Source organism: Elusimicrobiota bacterium, from assembly GCA_041660925.1.
Lineage (GTDB): Bacteria > Elusimicrobiota > Elusimicrobia > UBA1565 > UBA1565 > JBAZUV01.
Genome location: JBAZVI010000001.1, coordinates 1 through 21085 on the forward strand (window position 1 = coordinate 1; position 21085 = coordinate 21085).

Below are 21085 nucleotides of genomic sequence, written 5' to 3' on the forward strand. Positions count from 1 at the left end.
CCGCACAGCTCTCTCGGTGGCTTAACGCCTCGAGAGTATGCTGAGATTCATCTTAGGAACTCACAGCTGGCCGTGGCCTGAAAGGCGGGGAGACGTCGCCATGACTCTCAACCTCCCTCTCCTTCCATTCCTTCTCATTACGGGCATCTCAAGTCCTGGCTTCGCACTCCATCCCGCAAGCGAAGAATCCCGGGCAGAGATTTCACGATTCATTTCCGACGCTAAGGAAAAACAAGCCGATATCGCCACAACCGAGGCCAAGCAGAAACGCGCAGAATTTAAGGGAGATCGTGAGGATATTCGTTTTTACAATGAGCAAATCAAGGAACTCGAACGTGAAAAGAAGTTGCTTTACCAAAAAGCCCTTCGAAAGACACTCGTCGCCTACGATATCGTCGAATCCCAAGATGACGGGCGCCCTTTCATGCCGCGCATGAAAGAAAATCTATTCGACCCCTTGGGGTCCCCCCGCCAATGGGTCCCTGTATTCTGGGATAGAGGGGTTCCCTATATCATCTATCTGCAAAATGGGAAACGGATGACCAGAGAAATACCCAATTCGGCAATCGGCATGACTACGGGGATAGGATTAACGTTGATACCCGCGGATGCATTCCGTAGTCCCGACCGACTCGCGATGCTCCTGCTCCATGAAAGGCAACATTTTGATCTTTTCGGGGAAAGAGGCGCCGGAGACGCGAAGACCCAACTGGAGTTGGAGGGGATGGTACTGTCTCGTGTCCGTGCGAACCTATCCAAATTGAGTGATGATGAGCGTGTTCGCAATGAACTTTTTTCGGTTCAAGACGATCAAGAACGCACTTACAACACGAAAAAAGCGAAGTTTGGCTCCATGCTGTCACGCCTCTCCAACAACGTCGCGCGGAATCTCAAAGGATTCGGAGTGACGGCACCGGAAGACCTAGAGCCCGGCTACGCCTCTGAAATCCCCTCCGAAGAGGCTCTCGCCATTATTCAGGATGCCGACAGACTCAACGAGCAACTCGATGTGGAAGCTGCTCAACGCGCGCGCGAGAAACGGAGAGAGTCCGAACATCGCGCTCCCGCGGAGACTTCAGAGGAGATGTCCCCCATTGAAACGAGTCCTTCTCCGAACTTCCCGACCGTGACCCCTGCTCCCGCCCGAGGACTTGCGACGGACTCCGCGATATACTCCGACATCAAAGACCTGGCGGAAAGAGCCTGCTCTTCTCCCGAGAAGATAACCCAGGAGAGTCTGGATTCCATCTGGTGGTTCCCGCAGAAAGCGCCCTACCCCACATCGTTCGCGGATTCCCTATCGGGCTGCGTGAAAGAGCTTTTCGACGCGATGCTGGATGCGAGCAACCGCCTTGCCTGGGGCCAGAAGCTCTCCGCCGCCTGGCTGCAAAAGAAAGCATCCGAATCCATGACTCTCCCTGCCCAGGGAGAAGAGCCCTATGTGGAACCCGTAGGAAAGACGCCCCCCGGATACAACCCCTGTATCGAACCCGGTAACACCTGCCTGAAGCGCTGACCTGACAAACCGCGGGGCGAGGGCCGGCTATGCCGGCCCTCGGCTGTTCCCGCTCAGAGCTTCGCGCCGTCGTGGAAGGCCAGCACCTCGTCGACCGGCAGGCGCGGCTTCTGCGGCCAGTTGCCGGGCGCGGCGTAGCCCACCGGCAGCATCAGCACCGGGATAAGGCGCTCCGGGATCTTGAACTCCTTCTTCACCGCGTCGGGGTCGAAGCCGATCATCGGCCCCGCGACCAGGCCCTTCGCCTCCGCGGCCAGCATGAGCGTCATCGCGGCGAAGGCGCCGGAGCGGATGGCCTCATCGCGCTGGGCCCGGGGGTCGGCGTACATCCCCGCCGCCATCCCCGACAGTCCCTGCACGGCCTTGGCGTCCATGAGCCCGGCCTTCACCGAGCCTTCCAATGCGTGCGCGAGGTTCTCATGCGCGCGGGGGTCGCCCAGCACGACGAAGACGACGGGCGCGTCGGCGACCTTCTGCTGGTTGTAGGCGAGCCCCTTGAGCTTCTCGCGGTCCTCCTTGCGGGTCACCGCGAGGAAGCGCCAGTGCTGGATGTTGAACGACGACGGGGCGCGCGTCGCGAGCTCCACGAGCTCGCGGACCTGCGCCTCGGAGAGAGGCCGCGCCGGGTCGAACTTGTTGGCCGAGGCGCGCTTGCGGATGGCTTCCAGGACGTCCATGACTCCTCCTTGGGCCGGGAGATCCGTACCGAACCGGATTTCCCGGCGCTGTTTGCTTAAACCGTACGGGTCCGCTGCCCGAGGACCTCGAGAACCCCCGCGAATCCCCTCTGGGGATTCACGCCCTCCTCCCGCAGCCAAGACAGCGGCAGAGCCGCCGCAGCTCGTCCTGCTCGCCCTTCGAAAGGACCGCGAACTCCGCGGCGACGGCCTTCGCGTGCGCCTTGAAGAGGCGCGCGATGAGCGCGCGTCCCTTCGCGGTGAGATGGACGACGGCCTTGCGGCGGTCCTCGCCGCCGCGGCGCCGCTCGGCGAGGCCGTGCTTCTCCAGGTTGTCGAGGACGAAGGTGATGTTCCCGCCGCTCTTGAGGAGCTTCGCGGCGAGCTCGTTCTGGCACATCGGCCCCAGGTGCAGGAGCGCCTCGAGGACCCCGAACTGGGTCACGGTGAGGCCCGAGGAAGCCAGGCGCGCGTGGGTCCGGGCGACGACGCTCTCGGAGGCGCGCACGAGGTTGATGTAGGCGCTCAGGGCCCGGGTCTCACCCTCGCCGCCGGCGTAGTGGGTCGGCATCGTTTAATCTCCAATCGTTTGATATTAAAGTATATCCCCGGCTCCGCCTTTTGTCAACCCCCCGCGCCCGACCCGACGGGTTGCGCCACCCCCCTCCGATTCCCTACCCTATGTCCGTGAAGCTCCTTCCCGCCCTGCTCTTGAGCGCCCTGTTCGCCGCCCCCGCGGCGGCGGCGCCCGCGCGCGCGGACGCCCCCTGCACGCCGGAGTGCCGCAGTTGGGCGGAGCTCGTCTCCGTCTTCAATGAAGGGACCGACTGGAGCGTGAGCGTGGAGGACCGCCGCTCCTCCTTCACCGTCTTCGCCCCCCACGGGGGCGCGCTGGAGCCGGGCACCTCCGAGCTCGCGCGCGTCCTGGCGGGCGGGGATTGGAACCTCTACCTCTTCGAGTCCCTGCGGCAGGGCCGCTCGCGCCGCATCCACCTGACTTCGGCGAAGTACGACGAGCCGCGCGCGCTGGAGCTGGCCGCTCGCAGCCGGCGCGCCGTCTCCGTGCACGGCAGCCGCGACGCCGGCGAGAAGGCCTGCCTCGGCGGCTCCTCCGCGGCCCTGCGGGAGCGTGCGGCGATGGGATTGCGGGCGGCCGGCTTCGAGGTCGAGGAGCCCTGCCGGCGCCTGCCGGGGAAGACCCCCGCGAACCTCGTCAACCGCGCCCGCGAGGGCGGCCTCCAGCTCGAGCTGCCCCGACTCCTCCTTGAGCGCCTGGCAAAAGACGCGGCGGCGCGGGAGAAGTTCCGCGCCGCCGTGCGTTCCGCCCTGACGGACCCCGCGCCTTGACCGGGACTCCTGGGTAGGACCCGAAAAAGAGAAGGCCCGCCGAAGCGGGCCTTCTTCTTAACGCCAGTTCCCCCCACCCTGCCCTCCCCCGTGGGGGGAGGCAGTAGGGAAAAACTACACCTTAGGGCCTGCCCTTATAACGTCCGGCGTGCACTTGTCCTGGAACTTCTTGAAGTTCTCCGCGAACTTGACCGCGAGCGCCTTGTACTTGCGCATGTACTCGTCCTTGTCCTTCCAGGACGCGGACGGGTCGAGGACCCCGGCCGGGATCCCGTCGCAGGTCTGCGGCACCTGGAAGCCGAAGACGGGGTCCGTGGTGCACGGGACCTTCGCGAGCTTCCCCGAGAGCGCCGCGTTGAGCAGCGTGCGGGTGTGGGCGATGCTGATGCGCTTGCCCGTACCGAAGGCGCCGCCGATCCAGCCCGTGTTGAGGAGCCAGCAGGTCGCGCCGTGCGCGGCGATGTTCTTCTTCAGCATGTCCGCGTAGACCGCCGGATGGTGCACCATGAAAGGCGCGCCGAAGCAGGTGCTGAAGGTCGGCAGGGGGTCCTTGCCCGTGCCGGCCTCCGTGCCGGCGACCTTCGAGGTGTAGCCGGAGAGGAACTGATAGAGCGCCTGGTCCGGGCTCAGCTTCGAGATGGGCGGCAGCACGCCCCAGGCGTCGCAGGTGAGGAAGACCACGTTCTTCGGGTGCCCGCCGCGCTTCTCCGGCACCGAGTTGCCGATGGCCGCGAGCGGGTAGGACGCCCGGGTGTTCTCGGTCTTGGAGTCGTCGTCGAGGTCCGGGACGCGCGAGGCGGGGTCGATGACCACGTTCTCGAGCACCGTGCCGAAGGCGTGGGACGCGGCGTGGATCTCCGGCTCGGCCTTGGGCGAGAGCCGGATGACCTTCGCGTAGCAGCCGTCCTCGAAGTTGAAGACGCCGCTCCCGCTCCAGCCGTGCTCGTCGTCGCCGATGAGCCGTCGCAGGGGGTCGGCCGAGAGCGTGGTCTTCCCCGTGCCCGAGAGCCCGAAGAAGATGGCCGCGTCGCCGTCCTTCCCCACGTTGGCCGAGCAGTGCATGGGGAAGACGTCCTTGAGCGGCAGCAGGTAGTTGAGGATGGTGAACACCGATTTCTTGATCTCGCCGGCGTAGGCGGTGTCGCCGATGATGCAGACGCGCTTCTGGAAGTTCAGGAGGATGAAGGTCTCCGAGGGCGTCCCGTCGCGCTTGGGGTCCGCCTTCACCGAGGGCGCGCTGATGACCGTGAACTCCGGCTTGTGGCGCCGGTGCTCGGCGAGAGTCGCCGGCTTGATGAACATGTTGCGAGCGAAGTGGCTGTGCCAGGCCTTCTCCGTGATGATGCGCACCGGGAGGCGGTACTCGGGGTCGGCGCCGGCCCAGCAGTCCTGGACGAAGAGGTCCTTGCCGCGGAAGGACTCGGCGAGGCGGCGGTAGACCGTCTCGAAGCGGGCGGCCTCGATGGGCCGGTTGTACTGTCCCCACCAGACGTTCTTCTCGGAGGTGGACTCCTGGACGATGAACTTGTCGTTGGCCGAGCGGGCGGTGTGGCGGCCGGTGTCGGCGACGAAGGCGCCTCCGCGCGAGAGCTTCCCCTCGCGGCGATGCAGGGCCTCCTCGACGAGGGCCTCGGTCGGGAGGTTCCAATAGACCTTCCGCGCGCCCTCGATGCCGTGGAGCTCGAGCCCGTGGTCGCTCTTGAGCGCCTCGGCCTCGGCCTCCGCGGGGGTCCGGCTCACGGGTTCCAATGTCGTGTTCATTTCCTCATCCTGGGGTTCTTCCCCTTTCCCCGCGCGGCGGCGCGCGCGGAGACCTTCTTCTCCTCGAGCCGGAAGACGACCATCCCGTCCCCGTCGTGCACGACCGGCCAGCGCGCGTAGACGCGCTTCGCGATCGGGTCGGTCGCGTCCGCGAAGACCCCGGTCTTCTCCGTCAGGAGGTACTTCGCTCCCTGCCCTCGGCGCTCCTCGATCTGCGCGAGCGTGTCCTTCTCCCCGTACTGGCGGAAGTCCCAGCCCCAGCCGCGCCGGTGGATCTTGTAGAGGAACACCGAGCCGGTGCGGTCGTTGGTGACGAAGAGGTCCTCGCGCGCGCTGAAGCCGTCGACGACCTTCTCCGCCTGCAGGAGGAACGGGTAGCTGAGCTTGTACCAGTGGTGGATGCGCAGGGTCGCGTGCACGGGGATGGAGAGCACGAGCACGGCGAGCGCGGCCCAGGCCCAGCCCCGCATGTCCCGCCGGACCGCCGAGGCGCGCTCGCGCAGCAGGCGCAGACCCTCGCCCATGAAGGCGGCGTTCACGGGCACCAGAGGGAGCGAGGTGTACTCGTGGCTGAAGGTGTAGCGGCCGCCGGCGATGAGGTGCGCGCAGATCGCGCCGAACCAGACCGCGAAGAAGACCATCTTCTTGCGGAAGACGACCTCGCGCAAGCCGAAGAACATGAGCAGCAGGCCGCCGTAGGTCGCCGCGAGCTCGGGGAAGCGCGAGACGAACTGGAACTGCACGAAGTAGGGAAGATGCTTGTAGTCGAGGAGCGCGAGGAACTCCCCCTGGTGGGCGGGGACGACGTAGGCCCCGCCGGCGGCATGGTGGTACCAGCCGTAGACGCCCAGCCCGATGAGCGGGAAGGAGAGCAGGACCCCCGCGTCGCGCAGGGCCATCTTCCCGAGCTTCTGCCAGGCCAGATAGGCCATGGGGATGAGCATGAAGACGTAGGGAAGCTTGTGCGAGATGGCGAAGAAGGCGAAGAAGACGGCCGCGAGCCAGTCGCCCGGAGGGCGGTCCGGGGTCAGCGAGCGCTCCCAGTGGTCGAAGGCGGCGACCGTCGAGAGCAGCGCGAGCGCCTCGGGCTGCACGGTGCGTCCGAAGTAGATCTCGAGCGGGATGAACGAGAAGAGCACTCCGGAATAGAAGGCGGCCTCGCGCCCGAGCTTCTCCTCGAGGAAGCGGAAGAGGTAGACCCCGGTCAGCGCCGAGAACAGGACCGCGAGGAGGCGGCCCCAGAGCTCGCCGAGGAAGAACGGCCAGAGGACGCCGATGAGGAACATGTAGAGCGGGAACTCGGTGGCGGCCCGGCCGTCGTAGGACCCCATCCAGTCGATGCGGGGATGGAAGAACTGGAGCTTGTGCTCGAAGTAGTTTCGGCCGATGGCCGCGGTGTTGCACTGGCGGTGGTAGTGGTAGTCGAGCACGGGCGCCGCGAGGCCCTTCAGGTGCATGAGCACGGAGACCAGGAGGATGACCGTCAGGCAGAAGCGGCGGCTGAGGTGGAAGTTCATTCGTGTTCCTTGATGGCGTAGAGCTCGATGGTGCCCCCGGTGCGCGCGGCCGTCTCCCAGAGCGTCAGGGCGAGCACGAGCGGGACGAGGACGGGCAGCAGCAGCAGGGTCCCCAGAGCCTGGAACGGATGGTGGCGGATGCGGCGCGAGCGGGCGCCGCGGCTCTTCAGGAGGTCGTAGAGGAAGTTGTGCTCGAAGCCCAGCGCGTCGAAGAGGCTCTGGAGCCAGCCGTAGGGGTTCTGCTCGAAGCTGAAATGGTCGAGCTGCACCACGCGGAAGCCGTAGCGCTGGAGCACGGCCTCCAGCGAGCGGGCCCCGAAATGGTAGTAGTGGCGCGGGACGTCGAGGTGGAACCAGCGCCGGCCGAACGCGCGCGACTGCGCGCTCTCGAAGTTCGGGACCGCGACGGCCAGCAGGCCGCCGGTCTTCAGGAGCTCCCGGGCGCGGGCGACGGCCTCGAAAGGGTCGGGCATGTGCTCGAGCGAGTGCCAGAACACCACCGCGTGGTAGCGGTCCTTCTCGTGCGGGGACTGGAGGAAGTCCCCGGTGCTGACCTCGAGGCCGAGGACGCTGCGCGCGTGCCAGGCGGCCGTCTCGGAGTACTCGGTGCCGTGCGCCTCGTAGCCGAGGTCCTTGAGGTAGCGCAGGATGAATCCGCGCCCGCAGCCCACGTCGAGCACCGGCCCCCGCGGCACGCGGTTGTAGAGCACGGAGGCCCGGCGGCGGCGGAAGAGGCGGGTGAGGGCCTCGAAGACGGGGTTGAAGCGGACGTTCTCGCGGCCGTAGTAGACCTCGGGGTACCAGCGCCCGATCTCGGGGCCGGGCACGACCGGCCAGGTCCGGCCCAGGCCGCAGTCCGGGCAGCGCAGGACGGAGAAGCCCTCCTCGATGCTGTCGAAGGCCTTCGCGACGCGCCCTCCCCCGCAGCAGGGGCAGCGCGGAGGCGCCTGGTCCTGGCCGCTCTTGTGGGGCTCGAAGCGCGAGGGGGGCGGGTTCACCGCCAAGATGATATAAAGTATCGTATCCATATGGATAATCCCCGACTCCCCACCGACCTCCAGGACACCATCGCCATCGCGGGCGGCCAGCGCCGCGTGGACCTCCTCCTGCGCAACGCCCGGGTCATCAACACCTTCTCGGGGGACATCCACAGGACGGACGTGGCGGTCCACGGGGACCGGGTCGTGGGCTTCGGGAGCTACAAGGCCGCGCGCACGATCGACCTCCAGGGCGCCTACCTGGCCCCCGGCTTCATCGACGGCCACATCCACATCGAGAGCTCGATGGTGAAGATCCCCGAGTTCGGCCGCATCGTGGTCCCCCGCGGGACGACCACCGCGGTCATCGACCCCCACGAGATCGCCAACGTGCTCGGCCTCGACGGCATCAAGTACATGCTCTCCTCGAGCTGGAACTGCGTGCTCCGGGTCTACGCGATGCTCCCCTCCTGCGTCCCCTCCACCCGCCTGGAGACCGCCGGCGCCGAGCTCTCGGCCCACGACCTGAGCCTGCTCCTCAACGACGAGCGCGTCCTGGGCCTCGCCGAGATGATGAACTACCCCGGCGTCATCCATCGCGAGGTCGAGGTGCTCGACAAGCTGCGCATCGCCAGAGGCAAGCGCATCGACGGCCACGCCCCCCTGCTCAGCGGCAAGGACCTCTACGCCTACGTCTCGGCCGGCATCCGCTCCGACCACGAGTGCACCGACGTGCGCGAGGCCCGCGAGAAGCTGCGCGCCGGCATGTACATCATGATCCGAGAGGGCACCGCCGCGAAGAACCTACGCGCGCTCCTCCCCCTCGTTAACTCCGAGAACAGCCGCAAGTGCCTCTTCGTCACCGACGACCGCCACCTCGAGGACATCTTCACGCAGGGGCACATGGACCACCTGGTCCGCACCGCCATCCGCCTCGGCGTCGACCCCGTGCGCGCCATCCAGATGGCGAGCATCAACGCCGCCGAGTACTTCGGCATCAAGGACCTCGGCGCCATCGCCCCCGGCTACCGCGCCGACCTCATCGTCTTCGACGACTTCAAGCGCCTGAAGATCTCCAAGGTCTTCAAGGACGGACGCCTCGTCGCGCGCGACGGAGTCCTCGAGCCCTCGGCGGCCACCGAGTACAAGGGCAAGGTCCGCGGGACCATCAACGTGCGCTGGATCGAACACGAGGACTTCGCCATCAAGGCCGAGGGACGGCGCGCGCGGGTCATCGGCCTTGTCCCCCATCAGATCGTCACGAAGTCGCTGACCCTCCCCGTCAAGCAGGACGGAGGATGGGTCGTCTCCGACCCCTCCGCGGACGTCCTGAAGATCGCGGTCATCGAGCGCCACTTCGCCTCCGGCCGCATCGGCAAGGGCCTGGTCAAAGGCTTCGGCCTCAAGCGGGGCGCCATCGCCTCCTCCGTCTCGCACGACTCCCACAACATCGTGGTCGTCGGCGTCGACGACGGCGACATGTACGCGGCCGCCGTCGAGGTCGTGAAGATGCAGGGCGGCATCGTCGCCGCCCGCGACGGACAGGTCCTCGAGGCCCTGCCGCTGCCCGTGGCCGGGCTCATGTCCGACCGCAGCGCCGACTTCGTGCGCCAGAAGCTCCAGCGCCTCAACGCCGCGGCGCGGACCCTCGGCTGCCGGCTCGACGACCCCTACATGGCGATGTCGTTTCTGACGCTGCCGCCGATTCCCGCGCTCAAGATCACCGACCGTGGACTGATTGACGCTATAGGGTTCAAGGTAGTCCCGTTATTCGTGTGATACTTCCCTAACTCCCCCTCCCTCGGGAGGGGGCAGGGGGAGGGAGAATGAAACATCGCAGGAGAATCGCATGGATTTCCTCGAAACGCGCTTCCAACTGAAGGAGAACGGCACCACCGTCCGCACGGAGCTCGCCGCCGGCCTGACGACCTTCCTCACGATGGGCTACATCCTCTTCGTCCAGCCCCAGGTCCTCTCGGCCGCGGGGATGGACCCCGGCGCGGTCTTCACCGCCACCTGCCTCTCCAGCGCGCTCGGCTGCGCGCTCATGGGGCTCCTCGCGAACTACCCCATCGCCCAGGCCCCGCTCATGGGAGAGAACTTCTTCTTCACCTACGCCGTCGTGCTCGGCATGGGCGTGCCGTGGCAGAGGGCGCTCGGCCTCGTCTTCGTCTCCGGCCTCGTCTTCCTCGCGCTCACCCTGACCCGCATCCGCGAGACCCTCGTCAACTCCGTGCCCGACGCGCTCAAGCACGCCATCGCGGCCGGCATCGGGCTCTTCGTCGCGCTCATCGGCCTCAAGGAGGCCGGCCTCGTCGTCGCCAACGCCCCGACGCTCGTGAAGCTCGGCCCGCTCCACGCGGGACCGGTGCTCCTCGCCCTCTTCGGACTGGCCCTCTCGGCCGCCCTCTTCGTGCGCCGCGTCCGCGGCGCCCTGCTCCTCGGCATGCTCGCCACCTCGGCCCTGGGCTGGGCCTTCGGCTGGCTCCGCTACGGAGGAGTCTTCAGCGCGCCGCCCTCGCTCGCCCCCACCCTCTTCAAACTCGACCTCACGGGCCTCCTCACCCGCGACGGCTTCTCGGTGGTCCTCATCTTCCTGTTCATGACCCTCTTCGACACGCTCGGCACGCTCGTGGGCGTGGGCGTGCAGGCGGGTCTCATGAAGGACGGCAAGCTCCCCCGCGCCCCGAAGGCCCTGCTCTGCGACGCGGTCGCGACGACGACGGGCGCGCTGCTGGGGACCTCGACGGTATCGAGCTACATCGAGAGCGCGACCGGCGTCGCCCAGGGCGGGCGCACCGGGCTCACCGCGCTGACGGTCGCGGCGCTCTTCCTGCTCGCGCTCTTCTTCGCGCCGCTGGTGGGCTTCGTGAGCGGCGCGGTGACGCTGCCCGGCGGGCTCGTCCTGCATCCCGTCACCGCCCCGGCCCTCATCCTCGTCGGCGCGCTCATGCTCGGGATGGTCCGGCGCATCGAGTGGGACGACCCCAGCGAGGGCCTGCCGGCCTTCCTGACGCTCGTCGTCATCCCTTTCACCTTCAACATCGCCGACGGCGTCGCCGCCGGCTTCATCTCCTACCCGGCCCTGAAGGCCGCCGCCGGCAAGGGGAAGGACGTCCCGCCGCTCCTCTGGGGTCTCGCCGCCCTCTTCCTGCTGCGCTACGCGTTCCTGGCGGCATAGGTCCATCAGCCCCGTCCGCACGGGGTCCTTCAGCCCAAGCGCCCCCGGACGCGCGCGTATATAGTATCGGGGATGAAGCGCCTCCTCGTCTTTTCGCTCGCCGCGCTCATGCCCGGCGCCGCCTCGGCCGCCACGGCCGCCCTCCGTTTGCCCCCCTCTTTCGCCGCGCCCGCCTTCGAGGGCTTCGCTCCCGCGGGCCTCGAGTTCGCCGCCTTCGAGATCCCCGACATCGGCGCCGCGCGGGCCGTTCCCCCTCCCCCGGCGACCGTCGACGCCGCCGCCTTCGCCGCCTGGCTCAAGGACTTGCGCAAGGAGGCCGCCGCCCAGGGCGTCCCGGCCGCGACCCTCGACGACGCTTTGAACGCGCTCCAGCCCATCCCGAAGGTCCTCGACCTCGAGAACACCCAGCCCGAGCACACCATCACCTACGAGGAGTACCTGGCCCGCGTCGTCTCCGAGAAGCGCATCGCGCTCGGCCGCGAGAAGCTCGCCCTGCACAAGGACGCGCTCGCCGCCGTCACGGAACGCACCGGAGTCCCCTCCGAGATCATCGTCGCGCTCTGGGGCGTCGAGTCCTACTTCGGCCAGCGCCAGGGCGATTACCCCATCGTCGCGGCGCTCGCCACCCTCGCCTTCGGAGGCAAGCGACCCGCCTTCTATCGCGGAGAGCTGCACCACGCGCTCAAGATCCTCGCCGAGGAAGGGATGCCCTCCGCCGGGCTCAAGGGCTCCTGGGCGGGCGCGATGGGCCAGTGCCAGTTCATGCCCTCGAGCTTCCGCCGCCTCGCCGTCGACGGCAACGGCGACGGCCGGCGGGACATCTGGAACACCCCCGAGGACGTCTTCGCCTCGGCGGGCAACTATCTTCAGAAGGTCGGCTGGAAGGCCGGCGAGCCCTGGAGTCAGCGCGTCCTCCTCCCGCCCGGCTTCGACGCGGGTCTCGCCGACGGGAAGTACCACCCGCTCTCCGAGTGGAAGCTCCTCGGCGTGAAGCCCTGGGAGGCGCAGAGCTTCCCCGAAAAGAACCTGTCCGCGACGCTGATGCTGCCGGGCGGCATCGCGGCGCCCGCCGTGCTCGCCTACCCCAACCTCAAGACCATCCTCAACTGGAACCGCTCCGCCTACTTCGCCACCTCCATCGGCTTCATCGCCGAGCGCGTGGCCGCCCCCTGAGCCGCGACCAGTCCAAGGACCCATTCTCGCATGGGTCTTTCCACCCCGTCTTCCGGAGCATTCCGGCCCAACCGCCTCCGCCCCCTTCCTGTTATCTTAGGAGGGTGATGAGACGACGACGCGTCCCGGCGGCGGTCCTCGCAGCGGCGCTCCTGCTCGCCTGCCCCGGTCTCGCTCCCTATGAGGCCCTGGCCCAGACCGTCGCGGCCGGCGCGGCGCATGCCCCCGTCACCCCGATCGTCCCGGTCGCCGTCGCGCCCCTCGGTCTCAACGGCTCGATGACGACGGGCGCCCTGAAGGCCGCGAACCTCTCCCTTTCGAACATGCCCTCCCTCGGCGCGGTCAACGTCGCCGCGACGGTCCCGAACGCGGTCGTGCCGGCGCAGACGGTCCCCACCGCGAACGCGGCGCTGGGGAACTCCTCGGTGGCGCGCGCGGTCCTGAGCCGCCCGGCCGAGGCCGTCCAGCCCGGCCTCTTCAGCGTTCTGCTGCATGGGGCGCGCGGCGCGGATGCGAAGGGGCAAGCCGCCCCCGAAGCCGCCTTCCTGAAGCCCTCCTCCCAGGACATGGCCTCGGACTCGAGCTCGAAGGGCTGGGGCGGGAACAGCTTCGACGTCCTGGCCTACGGCAAGCAGGCGGCCGGGAAGGTCTCCAGCGCGCTGAGCGTCCCCGTAGGCCGCGCCGCCGGCTGGCTTTCGAAGTCTTCGCTCCGCCCGGCCCTCACGGCCCGCAGAGAGGCCGTGTCCGCGCAGGTCCCCGCGCCCGGAACCTCCGCCCGCCCCTCCATCGTCGAGCGCCTGCGCCCCTACGCCAAGCCCGTCCTCATGACGGCCCTCCTCGTCGGCGCGGCCCTGCTCCTGACCGGCTGCAGCGGCATGCCGGCCATCCCCTTCCTGGAGTCGTTCAGCTTCAAGAGCATGTTCACGATGAAGGCCCTGGCCATCCAGGCGGGCCTCTTCGTCGTCAGCACGATCGTCAAGAAGGTCCTCGCGAAGCGGGCCGAGGAGAAGAAAAAAGCCGCCGCCAAGGCGGAGGCCCTGGCCATGGCCGGGCCGAGCCGGATCCTGGAGGCGGCGGACGTGCAGGCGCTCTCCGCCGCGGACCCCGCGAAGCAGCCGAGGCTCATGCTGTTCAGCTACGACACGGTGGGCTTCCAGGAGATCGCGGCGCGCGACATCGGTCGCTTCGCTCCCCCGGCCTTCGCGCTCTCTCTCGACGAGAAGAACAACATCGTCTACATCGTCCCGACCTTCGCCGCTCCGGAGGCCGCCGCGGCCGCCGAAGCGCCCTCCTCCGCCCCGGCCGCCGCCGAGACGGAGACGACTCCCCCTCCCCAGCCGTAAAAGCGCGGCGTCCCCTCGGAAGGAAGGGCTCCGGTCTCGCGCCGGGTCTTTCCGGCTAGTTTCTGGAAGGCCCGCCGTGAGGCGGGAGCGTCGTGCGGCAGGCCGCGAGCCAGCGGCCGCTGCCCAGCGCGTGCAGGTTCTCGAAGAGCTTCTCCGGCCGTATGGGCTTGAAGAGGGTCTTCACGTGGGGGTCGTCGTTGGGGAGCATCGGCAGCGCGGTCTCCGGCGCCATCCCCGTGAGGAAGAGGATCGGAAGGTCCTTGGGATGGTGCGCGCCATGACGGATGTGGCGATAGACGTCCACGCCGCTGCCGTAGCTCCCGAGCGCGATGTCGAGCACGAGTCCGCCCACGCTCAGCGTGGACGCCTGCACGATGGCCTGCGCCGCGTCGCCGCAGGAGGTGGCGCGCAGGCCGCGGCTCTCGAGGAAGTCGCAGATGAGGCCGGCGAGGACGGGGTCGTCATCGACGACGAGGATGTAGCTCCGCATGAGCCGATTGTAGCAGACCCTCCGGCCGCCGTTCATTGACCGATGTCAATGAACGGATGTTCAGTGGGCCCGCTGCGCGCGTAGGCCCCTGGCCCCTCGATCTAGAAGCGCTCCCAGAGCTTCTTGGCGAGCGCGGAGGACTTGGCGGCGAGCTCTTCCTCGTCGACATCGAGCTTGAGCTTCCGGTTCTCCATGAGCACCTTGCCGTCGGCGATCGTGGTGTCCACGAAGCTCTGGGTCAGCCCGAAGCCGAAGTGCCCGAGGAAGTTGTCCGCGCCGAAGGGCGTGGGCGGGTGGTAGTCGACGAGGACGATGTCCGCCGCCGCGCCCTCCTTGAGGACGCCCAGCGGCACGCCCCAGTAGCGGTTCGCGATCTCGGCGTTCTTGAAGAGCAGGGTGCTCAGCATCTCGACGAAGCCGCAGCTGGGGTTGTCCTGGCGCAGGTGCTGGGCCCAGAGCGCGACGCGGACCTCCTCCATCATGTTCACCGTCATCGCGTCGGTGCCCAGGCCGATGAGCACGCCCTTCTCCCACATGCGCAGGACGTCGGCGATGCCCACGGCGTTGTTGAGGTTCGACTGGGGGTTGTGCGCGACGGCGGTCCTCGTCTTCGCGAGCAGGTCCATCTCGTACTCGTTGACGTGCACGCAATGAGCGGCGATCGTCTTGGGGCCGAGTATGCCGTGCTTCGCGAGGCGCTCGACGACGCGCATCCCGAAGCGGCTCTCGTTGAAGTCCTGGTCGCTCTTGGCCTCGGCGGTATGGACGTGGAAGCCCGCCCCGAGCTGGCGGCCGGCCTCGGCGGCCTTCTTCAGGGTCTCGTCGCCGATGGTGAAGGACGCGTGCAGGCCGAAGAGGGCCTTGAGCCGCTCGCCGCCCTCGAGCTTGCAGCGGCGGATGAACTCCACGTTCTCGTCGATGCCGTCCTGGGCGATCTTCGCGCCGTCGCGGTCGGAGAGCTCGTAGCAGAGCGAGGCCCTCAGCCCGACCTCGGTGACCGCCCGGGCGACCTGGTCGAGCGAGCCGCGGCAGGCGAAGGGGCTGGCGTGGTGGTCGATGAGCGTCGTCGTGCCGCGCTTGACCGCGTCGATGAGCGGGAGCTTGGCGCTGTAGTAGCAGTCCTCGAGCGCGAGCTTCTTGTCGAGCCGCCACCAGAGGTTCTCGAGCACCTCGCCGAAGTCCTTCGAGGGCTTGGCCTTGCCGAGGCCGCGCACCATCGTGCTGTAGAAGTGCATGTGCGCGTTGATGAAGCCGGGCATCACGACCTTGCCCGAGGCGTCGACGACCTTGCGGTACTTCCCCTTGAAGGAGGCGGCCTTCGCGATGCGGACGATGCGCCCGCCCTCGCAGAGGATCGCGTGGTCCTTGAGCACCCTGTTCTCGGCGCCGAGGGTGACGAGGAACCCGCCCTTGATGAGGAGGGAGTCCGCCGCCGGCTTCGCCGCCGCCTTCGTCTTCTTCGCCTTCATTCGAGGTCTCCTTCTGATTTTCTCCCCCTCTCCCGCCACGCCGGGAGAGGGCAGGGGGTGAGGGGGCCGAGGCTCAGGACTCCTGAAGCATCTCGGCCTCGGCCTTCGTCCGCTCGCGCATGGCGAGAGCGCCGGAGAAGCACTTCTGCGCGCAGATCGAGCAGCCGATGCAGCGCGAAGCGTCGGTCACGGGGACCTTCTCCTCGTCGAGCCGGATGGCGAGGTAGGGGCAGCGCGTGCAGTTGCCGCAGTGCTGGCAGAGCTCGCGGGTCACCGAGGAGATCTTCTTCTTCGCGGTGAGCTCCATGAAGCCCGTCACGGGGCCCGGCAGCGCGCAGCCGACGAGGTCCTTCATCGACGTCATGCCCCGCGCCTCCATCAGATGGCTGAGGCCCGAGTGCAGGTCGTCGATGACTCCGTAGCCGTGCTTCATGACGATTGTGCAGAACTGCACCGTGTTGGCCCCGAGCGCCAGGAAGTTCGCGGCCGCCTTGTAGTCCATCGGCCCGCCGTTGCCGGAGACCGGGACGCCCATCTTCGAGACGCTGGCGAGCGTGAGGTTGCTGATGGGAGTGACGCCCTCGCCGCTCATGCCGACGACGATGCCCTCTTCCCAGCCCTTCTTCGCGCCCTTGCGGAAGGCGAGGGTCGGGAAGGTGTTGGCGAGGGTCACGCCGGCCTTCTTGTGCGGGTACTTGGCCAGGACCTTGCGGATGGCGTCCATGATGGGGTAGATCGCCGTGACCGCGGCGGTGAGCTTGAAGAGCTTCGGGACCTTCGGGTCGGAGACCTCCAGGACCCAGCCGATGATCTTCGCGGTGAGCTCGGCGTCCTGGGAGACGATGTCCCCCTTGGTGCCGTCGCCGCCCTGCGGGCAGGAGAGCGAGTACTCGATGCACATCGCCCCGCAGCTCTCGAGCTTCTTCGTGTTGCTCTGCCAGCCCGCCCGGTCGGCTTCGTCGTCGCCGGTCACCGGGCCGCCGGTCGAGACGGCGGTGAGCCGGTCGGGGAACTCGCGCACGAGCTTCCCGACCTCGCGGCGCACGCGGTCGATGGGGTGTCCCGAGACGTTGTCGCAGTTCGCGTAGGTGTTCTGAGTGAAGGCGAACATGTACTCGCCCGGGATGTGGATGTCGATCCCGTCGAAGGCGGTCTTCATGACGCCGCCGGCCCAGCCCGCCTCGTAGGCCTTCTTCATCTGCTCATAGCCGTCGGAGGGCGGCGCGGCCGAGAGAAGGAACGGCGAGGGGAGCTTCCGGCCGAAGAAGTCGGTCTCGAGCGGCACCGGCAGGGCGATGAGGCCGGGCAGATGGACGCGGCTCTTGGTGCGCTTCTCGAACTTCGGCAGCGGCTTGCCGGTGACGCAGGCGTCGACCTCGAGGGCGGTGTTCTTGCCCGCGGCCGCGGCCTCGACGACGGTGGTCGGGCCGTTCTCGACGTCGCCGGCGAAGAACACCCGCGGCGTCCCCTTGCGGGCGAAGCTCGGCCGCGCGCCGATGGCGAGGATCACCTTGTCGAAGCCCAGGCGCGTCTGCTCGGAGCCCGGGACGTCCTGGACCTCGCGGGGGTGGAACTTCTTCCCCTTGGGCAGGACGACCTTGAGCGTCTTGAGCCCGGCGGCCTTGCCGCCCTTTACGAGCACCGCGGAGATGCGCACGCGGCCGCTGAGGTGCACGCCCGCCTCGACGATGCCCTCGAGCTCCTTCTTCGTGAGCGGCATCTCCGAGAGCTTCTCGAGCGCGAACATCTCGACGTGCTCGGCCCCGTCCTGGACCGCGTTCTCCGCGCAGTCGCAGGCGATGGCGCCGCCGCCGATGACGGCCACCCGCCGTCCCTTCACCGGATGCTTCTTCCGGTTCCAAAGGTACTCGAGCGCCGCGACCGCGACGCCCTCGCCCGGGATGCCGAGCGTGAAGGGGTGGTCCAGGCCCGTGGTGATGACGACCGCGTCGTAGGTCTTCAGGAGCTTCTCGGGCTCGGGGACCTTCTTCCCGAGGACGAGGCGGATGTCGCCGAAGGTTTTGCGCGCATACTCGAGGTCGGTCTTCAGCACGCGCTTGTCGAGGCGGAAGTCGGGGATGAGGTTGACCATGCCGCCCGGCTCCTTCGCGGCGTCCATGATGTCCACCCGGTAGCCGAGCTGGCCGAGCATCGCCGCCGCGCCGTAGCCGGCGGGCCCGGCGCCGACGACCGCGACCTTGCGGCCGTTCGGCTTCGCCGTGCGGAAAGGCGGCATGACGCCGAGGTCCTTGGCCTTCTGGACGATGGTCGCCTGGATGGAGGGGATCTCGAGGGGCTTGTCGAAGGTGCGGTGCACGCAGGCCTTCATGCAGAAGCGGTCGGGGCAGACCGCGCCGCAGACTCCGCCGAGAGGGTTGCTGCCCATGATGATGCCCGCCGAACGCCGGAAGTCCGAGGGCTCGCCGACCTTGGCCGCCATGATGAAGTCGCAGGGAGAACAGTGCGCGGGGCAGGCCTCGCGGCAGGGCTTCTCCGAGCAGTACTCGCACTTGTCGAGCTCCTCGCGGAGCTGCGCGTCCGTCATGAAGCGGGGGCTGTCCTTGGCCATGGTCTCCCTCTCGTCCGGCGTCTGCGGCGTATGAATCTACATTATACCGCCCGCGCGCGTCTTGACAAAGGGCGTCATGCGGTTAAACTTAAAGCCTCGTGCACTCCGCCTCCCTGCTGCAGGACCTCGCCATCGTGATGGCGGTCGCCGGCGCCGCGATGCTCCTCTGCCATCGCCTGCGCCAGCCCGTCGCCATCGGCTACATCCTCGCCGGGCTCCTCGTCGGCCCCTACACCCCGCCCTTCGCGCTGGTCAGCGACATGGGAAGCATCCGCACGATGGCCGAGCTCGGCATCGCCTTCCTGATGTTCACCCTCGGCCTCGAGTTCAACCTCCCCCGCCTGCGCCGCGTCGGCCCGGCGGCGGCCCTCGCCGCGGCCGTCGAGGTGCTCTTCATGCTCTGGCTCGGCTACCAGCTCGGCCGCCTCTTCGGCTGGAGCCCGGTGGAGAGCGTCTTCCTCGGCGGCATCGTCGCCATCTCCAGCACGACGCTGATCGTGAAGATGCTCGGAGACCTGCGCCTGGCCCACGAGGAGTTCTCCCAGCTCGTCTTCGGCGTGCTCATCCTCGAGGACGTCGCGGCCGTCCTGCTCCTCTCCATCGTCTCGGGGTTGAGCTCGAGCGCCGGCGCCGACGCCCTCGAGGCGGCGCGCGCGCTCGCCAAGACCGGGCTCTTCGTCGTGCTCTACATCGTGCTCGGCCTCTCGACGATCCCGCGCCTGCTCGCCTGGGTCGCGGCCTTCAAGACCCGCGAGGTGCTCGGCATCGTCTCCCTCGGCCTCTGCCTCCTGGGCGCCCTGCTCGGAGCGAAGGTCGTCGGCTCGCCCGCCCTCGGGGCCTTCCTCACCGGCGCCATCGTCGCCGCCTCCGCGGAGCATCCCCAGATCGAATCCTGGATCCTGCCGGTGCGCGACATGTTCAGCGCGCTCTTCTTCGTCTCGGCGGGGATGCTCATGCGCCCCGACATGCTCTGGGACTTCCGCTGGGCCATCCTCGCCTTCACGCTCGCCGTCCTCGCCGGCAAGACGCTCGGCGGGGCGGCCGGCGCGCTCGCCTCGGGCCGGGGACTGAAGACCTCGCTCAAGGTCGGCGCCGGCCTCGCGCAGATCGGCGAGTTCTCCTTCGTCATCGCCGGGGTGGGCGCCACCTCGCGCCTGGCCGGCGACTCGCTCTACGCGGTGGCGACCTCGGTCTCCCTCTTGACCGCGCTCGCCGCCCCGCGCCTTCTGCGCGGCGTCGACCCCGCGGTCGACCGCGCGCTCGCCCTCCTGCCCGCGCCGGCGCGGGGCCTCATCAAGCGCCACGAGGAGTGGGCGGGCAAGGCGCACGGCCGCAAGCTCCCCCCCGAGACCGCCATCCTCTCGCGCTACCTCATCCGTCTCGTGATCTACATCGTCCTCTCGGTCGGCATCGTGCTCGGCACCCAGAGCTTCGCGGGCCTCGCCGCGGCCGCGGCCCCGGGCAGCGCGGGCGTGCTGTGGGCGCTCTGGACGGCCGCGGCGCTGGGTTCGCTCCCCTTCTGGGCCTGCGTCTCGAAGTACGGCGGCCACCTCGTGCTCCTGCTCGTCACCAGCGGCCTGGCGGCGCGCGAGTCCTCCCAGCTCCTGCGCTACCTCGACATCCACCGCTTCTACAACGCGCTCGGAGCGCTCATCGTCCTCGCCCTCGGACTCGGCTTCCTCGTCTTCGAGGCCTCCTCGCTCGCGCGGGTCTGGCCGGTCTGGGCGACCGCGGGGCTCCTCATCCTGGCCGGCACGCTCGAGCGCCGCCGCGTCGCGGCCCTGCAGGAGCGCGCCGAGCGGCTCCTCGACGAAGTCATCGGCCTGGCGACCAGCGAGCCCACCCGCCAGGCCCTGCGCCAGTCGAAGGAGGAGCAGCCCTTCTTCTTCGGCATGACGGAGCCCGTCATGATCATCGAGGGCGTCGCGGCGGTCGGCAAGCCCATCGCGGCGCTCGACGTGCGCCGCCGCAGCGGCGCCAGCATCATCGCCATCTACCGGGAGGGCAAGCACATCGCCAACCCCTCCCCCACCCAGGAGCTCAAGGCCGACGACGTCGTCGTCCTCTTCGGAGAGCCCGACGAGCGCCAGAAGGCGCTCTCCATCCTCCTCCAGAGCTGACCCCCTCCGCGCCCCCTCGCCGGCGTCATTTCACCGGCGTCAGGCATCGCAACTTATGGAACTTTTCGCCGCCCTCAGCCGTAATCCCGGTATGCCCCGAAAACCGAGACTGAGCCTCCCCGGAACGATCCATCACCTGACCTCCCGCGGCAACAACCGGCAGGAGATCTATTTCCAGCCGGAGGATTGCCGGGACTTCATGGCGGAACTCGCCGAGACGAAGCGGCGTCTGCCCTTCGAGCTATTCGCGTATTGCCTCATGCCCAACCATTTTCACCTGCTCGTGCGCGTCATCCAAGCGACGACTTCGAAGTTCATGCAGCGCCTGAAATCCGTCTACACGCATATCATCAACCGGAGACACGGCCGGAACGGGCATCTTTTTCAAGGCCGCTTCAACTCCGTCCATTGCGACAAGGATTCGCAGTTTCTCGAGCTTCTGCGCTACATCCACCTGAACCCCGTACGCGCGGAGCTCGTCTCGAGTCCTGATGAGTGGGAGTGGTCCGGGCATCTGGAGTACCTCGGGCGCTCCTCGGTCCACCTGCTGGACACGGACTTCCCTCTCGCGATGTTCCACTCGGACCGCGCACACGCCCAAGAGGCCTACCGCAGCTTCGTCGACGCATACGCCCCCGTTCCTTCACATTCCCCCCTCGTCATCCCTCCGCCTCCGGAGAACAGCCGACCTCTGCAGACCGTGCGAGCGGAACCTCTCCCCGAATTGGAATCCATCGCGCAGGTGTGCATCTATGAGACGGGGATATCCATGGACGAACTGCGCGGAAAGACACGCCGGCGTGCCGTCACCGTCGTCAGGAACGCCTTCATCCGGCGCGCTCTGCAGATCGGGGCCGCCAGGAGTTCATTAGCCCGGTTCCTGAGCGTATCGCCGTCGGCGATCTATAACGCCGCGCCCCCCCGCACGCCATAGCGCACCACCCG

General features: G+C 68.1%; 16 protein-coding genes. 8 read left to right on the plus strand and 8 right to left on the minus strand.

Features of this window, described 5'->3' with window-relative positions; genetic code table 11:
- Positions 1–100 precede the first annotated feature (100 nt).
- Positions 101–1516 (plus strand): hypothetical protein, encoded by a 1416-nt coding sequence (locus tag WC969_00005; GenBank protein ID MFA6028208.1) that lies wholly within the window; start codon positions 101–103, stop codon positions 1514–1516.
- A 53-nt stretch (positions 1517–1569) separates the two neighbouring features.
- On the opposite strand, the gene WC969_00010 is transcribed toward WC969_00005, so the two are convergent.
- Positions 1570–2193, minus strand: coding sequence for a nitroreductase family protein (locus WC969_00010; protein ID MFA6028209.1), 624 nt, complete (start codon positions 2191–2193; stop codon positions 1570–1572).
- Between the two features lie 118 nt (positions 2194–2311).
- Positions 2312–2764 carry a MarR family winged helix-turn-helix transcriptional regulator gene (locus tag WC969_00015; protein ID MFA6028210.1) on the minus strand — a complete coding sequence of 151 codons (453 nt, stop codon included), beginning with the start codon at positions 2762–2764 and terminating at the stop codon, positions 2312–2314.
- Positions 2765–2880: 116 nt separating this feature from the next.
- On the opposite strand from WC969_00015, the gene WC969_00020 reads away from it, so the two are divergent.
- The gene (locus tag WC969_00020) at positions 2881–3540 is read left to right on the plus strand and encodes a poly-gamma-glutamate hydrolase family protein (protein MFA6028211.1); all 660 of its coding nucleotides are present in this window, start codon (positions 2881–2883) and stop codon (positions 3538–3540) included.
- Between the two features lie 114 nt (positions 3541–3654).
- On the opposite strand, the gene pckA is transcribed toward WC969_00020, so the two are convergent.
- From pckA to WC969_00035, 3 genes are read right to left on the minus strand one after another with little or no spacing between them, the layout of a single operon-like run.
- Complete coding sequence (gene pckA, locus WC969_00025) at positions 3655–5301, minus strand: phosphoenolpyruvate carboxykinase (ATP) (protein MFA6028212.1); 1647 nt, start codon at positions 5299–5301, stop codon at positions 3655–3657.
- Positions 5298–6818 (minus strand): glycosyltransferase family 39 protein, encoded by a 1521-nt coding sequence (locus WC969_00030; protein MFA6028213.1) that lies wholly within the window; start codon positions 6816–6818, stop codon positions 5298–5300. Before WC969_00030 ends, pckA begins: the two co-directional genes overlap by 4 nt.
- Positions 6815–7816 (minus strand): class I SAM-dependent methyltransferase, encoded by a 1002-nt coding sequence (locus WC969_00035; protein ID MFA6028214.1) that lies wholly within the window; start codon positions 7814–7816, stop codon positions 6815–6817. The genes WC969_00030 and WC969_00035 overlap by 4 nt, the downstream gene beginning before the upstream one ends.
- A gap of 30 nt (positions 7817–7846) precedes the next feature.
- On the opposite strand from WC969_00035, the gene ade reads away from it, so the two are divergent.
- The 4 genes from ade to WC969_00055 all read left to right on the plus strand — a co-directional run bounded on the left by ade (position 7847) and on the right by WC969_00055 (position 13492).
- Positions 7847–9574 carry an adenine deaminase gene (gene ade, locus WC969_00040; GenBank protein MFA6028215.1) on the plus strand — a complete coding sequence of 576 codons (1728 nt, stop codon included), beginning with the start codon at positions 7847–7849 and terminating at the stop codon, positions 9572–9574.
- 70 nt (positions 9575–9644) lie between these two features.
- On the plus strand, positions 9645–10976 hold the full coding sequence (locus WC969_00045; protein ID MFA6028216.1) for an NCS2 family permease: 1332 nt from the start codon (positions 9645–9647) through the stop codon (positions 10974–10976).
- Between the two features lie 72 nt (positions 10977–11048).
- Positions 11049–12149 carry a lytic murein transglycosylase gene (locus WC969_00050; GenBank protein MFA6028217.1) on the plus strand — a complete coding sequence of 367 codons (1101 nt, stop codon included), beginning with the start codon at positions 11049–11051 and terminating at the stop codon, positions 12147–12149.
- Positions 12150–12256: 107 nt separating this feature from the next.
- A complete protein-coding gene (locus tag WC969_00055) occupies positions 12257–13492 on the plus strand; it encodes a hypothetical protein (protein MFA6028218.1) in 1236 nt (411 codons plus the stop codon).
- Between the two features lie 55 nt (positions 13493–13547).
- Here the strand turns inward: WC969_00055 and WC969_00060 are convergent, their stop codons facing one another.
- The 3 genes from WC969_00060 to WC969_00070 form a co-directional block, all read right to left on the minus strand.
- Positions 13548–13982, minus strand: a complete 435-nt coding sequence (locus WC969_00060; GenBank protein MFA6028219.1) for a response regulator — start codon at positions 13980–13982, stop codon at positions 13548–13550.
- A gap of 101 nt (positions 13983–14083) precedes the next feature.
- Positions 14084–15451 (minus strand): putative aminohydrolase SsnA, encoded by a 1368-nt coding sequence (ssnA, locus tag WC969_00065; protein MFA6028220.1) that lies wholly within the window; start codon positions 15449–15451, stop codon positions 14084–14086.
- A gap of 73 nt (positions 15452–15524) precedes the next feature.
- Positions 15525–18020, minus strand: a complete 2496-nt coding sequence (locus tag WC969_00070; GenBank protein MFA6028221.1) for an FAD-dependent oxidoreductase — start codon at positions 18018–18020, stop codon at positions 15525–15527.
- A gap of 98 nt (positions 18021–18118) precedes the next feature.
- Here WC969_00070 and WC969_00075 point away from each other — a divergent pair, with 98 nt between their 5' ends.
- Both WC969_00075 and WC969_00080 read left to right on the plus strand, forming a co-directional pair.
- Positions 18119–20140 (plus strand): cation:proton antiporter, encoded by a 2022-nt coding sequence (locus WC969_00075; protein MFA6028222.1) that lies wholly within the window; start codon positions 18119–18121, stop codon positions 20138–20140.
- A 91-nt stretch (positions 20141–20231) separates the two neighbouring features.
- Positions 20232–21074: a transposase gene (locus WC969_00080; GenBank protein MFA6028223.1), complete on the plus strand. Its 843-nt coding sequence runs from the start codon at positions 20232–20234 to the stop codon at positions 21072–21074.
- Positions 21075–21085: the final 11 nt, after the last annotated feature.